Annotated in this window: 1 protein-coding gene and 1 rRNA gene (1 of these 2 cut by a window edge); one reads left to right on the top strand and one right to left on the bottom strand. The window is 41.5% G+C overall.

The annotated features are described in order from the left end of the window. Positions 1 to 901: 901 nt before the first annotated feature. Entirely contained in the window at positions 902 to 1471 is a 570-nt protein-coding gene (locus ACFVWU_RS44570; RefSeq protein ID WP_376174685.1) for a tyrosine-type recombinase/integrase, read from the bottom strand. 537 nt (positions 1472 to 2008) lie between these two features. Between ACFVWU_RS44570 and ACFVWU_RS44575 the strand changes: the two genes are divergently transcribed. Then, positions 2009 to 2500, top strand: a 16S ribosomal RNA gene (locus ACFVWU_RS44575) (it continues 1057 nt past the right edge of the window).

The raw sequence follows: 2500 nt of genomic DNA on the forward strand, positions 1-2500 counted from the left end.
AGTTCGCACCAAAAATGTTATAGTTCAGGCACCAAAAATGTTATAGTTCGCACCAAAAATGTTATAGTTCGCACCAAAAATGTTATAGTTCGCACCAAAAATGTTATAGTTAGAGGTCTTGAGGCCAGTCATACCAATGGTTTGAGGCCTCCGAAAACAATTAAAACAATGTAAAACAATTAAAACAATATTAGTAAAACAAACACAACAGGGGGTTTTTTGTTGTGAAAATTCTGAAAACTTTAAGATAGAGTAAGTTCAAAACACTAATTTGTGTATCAAAGGTTAAAGACTATTATTTTTTTAAAAGGTTTTAATGATCTGTCTTTACACCTCTGATAGAGCGATAAAAAGAGAGAAATTATAAAGAATTCAATGTCTGGCTTTATTTCTGTCTTATTTCTAGCATGATCTTATACATATTCAGGATACCGGCCGGCTCATTCTTTTTCGTAAACGCCAGAAGACCTCACCCTGCCAACGTACCTTTTGGAATGCTGAGGTCTTCTGGCACTCTAAAGATATCGCCGGCCGGTAGGGAAAGTTTTCTGTCTTGATGTGAACAGTCAGGCAAGATGTGAGTTAAGAGAAAATAAATGCTTTAGAAAAAGAAAAAGAGAAAAATGAAAGTAGATAAAGCTACAGATGTAGGATTCGAGGGTTCCGAAAAGGAAAAATGAAAAACAGGCATAAAAGTGTATGATTCACCAAGAGGTTTTTAAAAAATACGCTGTTTAAGCTTTGTATTTGCCTTTCTAAGCTGTTTGATTTTTTTCCGAATAGGAAAATAAAGATAGGGAGTTCAAACCTCTAAAAACAGCCTTTATGGACGTCTGATAACGAGGGTCTTTCGGAAGTAAAAAAAAAGAACAGTCAAAGACTGCTCCTTCGTTCGGAACCGTTATTTAAACACACTGAAGGTTTTCAAGACATTATTGGTTTCTTCTTCTGTGATGCCGATATACCTCAGGGTAATCGAAGGGTCCGAATGGTGCAGGATTCCCTGCAGCATCGCAATGTCCTTTGTCGCTTTGTAAAACCAGTATCCGAACGTTTTCCGCAGGGTATGGTTGCCGACATGGTCGACACCAGCAAAGTCGGCGGCCTTATTTAACTGCCGGTATGCCTGGGTCGGCGTGATGGCGCCGTCCCCCTTCCGGGATGGAAAAAGCCACTCACTGTCCACATTGACGGCATAGCCGTAGACTTCCTGAAAACAGTTTTCAAGGTACATCTCCCTGATTTTTTGTGTTTTTCCCTCTTTGATGCGCAGTATCTTCGTGTACTTTCCTTTCAAATTCAGAATCTGTTTGGTTTTGAGTCGTAAAAGATCTCCAACTCGCAGCCCGGTTTCACAGCCAAGGACAAACAGAATGTAATCACGTTCCGAACAATGGCGTTTAAGCGCCCACTTCATATCTTCCAGCTGCTGCTGGTTCCGAATGGGCTGCACGTTCTTAATAGGGTTCATAATTGTGTCCCCTTCTTTTTCAAGACGTTCCGAAAAGGTTGCGAGCCCTTATAAAACGGATACTTGAATGTATGATTTTATGTATTTATCTTCATTATAAGGATTAAAAACGAAGGAAGTCAATGAAATCAAGGAAATGAATGTACGGTCGTCTACAGAATCATACATAAAGTAACTTGCTAAAAAAATCATTGACATCATGTGTAAACTCTTTTATCATAAGGGAGTTGCTTATTTAGCAAGCAAGGCATTTTTGATCTTAGAAATTATTGATAGAGCAGTAAAAACAAGATCGAACATGTTCTTGAAAAAAACTATTGACGTCTTATTGAAATAGTAGTAAGATTAGGTAGTCGCTAAGAAATAGCGATTTTAAAAATAACTAACATTCTTCGCAGAAGTTGACAACTACTCAACTTCGTGATATGATGATTAAGTTGTTAAAGTGATTGCTCTTTGAAAACTGAACAAAACTAAGCGCCAACGTTTTAAAATAGTGAGCACACACTCTAAAAGCAAATGAGCAAGTCAAACATTTCTTCGGAGAGTTTGATCCTGGCTCAGGACGAACGCTGGCGGCGTGCCTAATACATGCAAGTCGAGCGAATGGATGGGAGCTTGCTCCCTGAAGTTAGCGGCGGACGGGTGAGTAACACGTGGGCAACCTGCCTGTAAGACTGGGATAACTTCGGGAAACCGGAGCTAATACCGGATACGTTCTTTCCTCGCATGAGGAAAGATGGAAAGACGGTTTCGGCTGTCACTTACAGATGGGCCCGCGGCGCATTAGCTAGTTGGTGAGGTAATGGCTCACCAAGGCCACGATGCGTAGCCGACCTGAGAGGGTGATCGGCCACACTGGGACTGAGACACGGCCCAGACTCCTACGGGAGGCAGCAGTAGGGAATCTTCCGCAATGGACGAAAGTCTGACGGAGCAACGCCGCGTGAGTGATGAAGGCCTTCGGGTCGTAAAGCTCTGTTGTTAGGGAAGAACAAGTGCCAGAGTAACTGCTGGCACCTTGACGGT

Source organism: Kitasatospora sp. NPDC058190 (genome assembly GCF_042883685.1).
In the GTDB taxonomy this organism is placed as follows: domain Bacteria; phylum Actinomycetota; class Actinomycetes; order Streptomycetales; family Streptomycetaceae; genus Kitasatospora.

Coding starts and splice junctions, on each gene's coding strand:
- ACFVWU_RS44570 (WP_376174685.1), bottom strand. CDS start 1,471: ATGAACCCTATTAAGAACGTGCAGCCCATTCGGAACCAGCAGCAGCTG.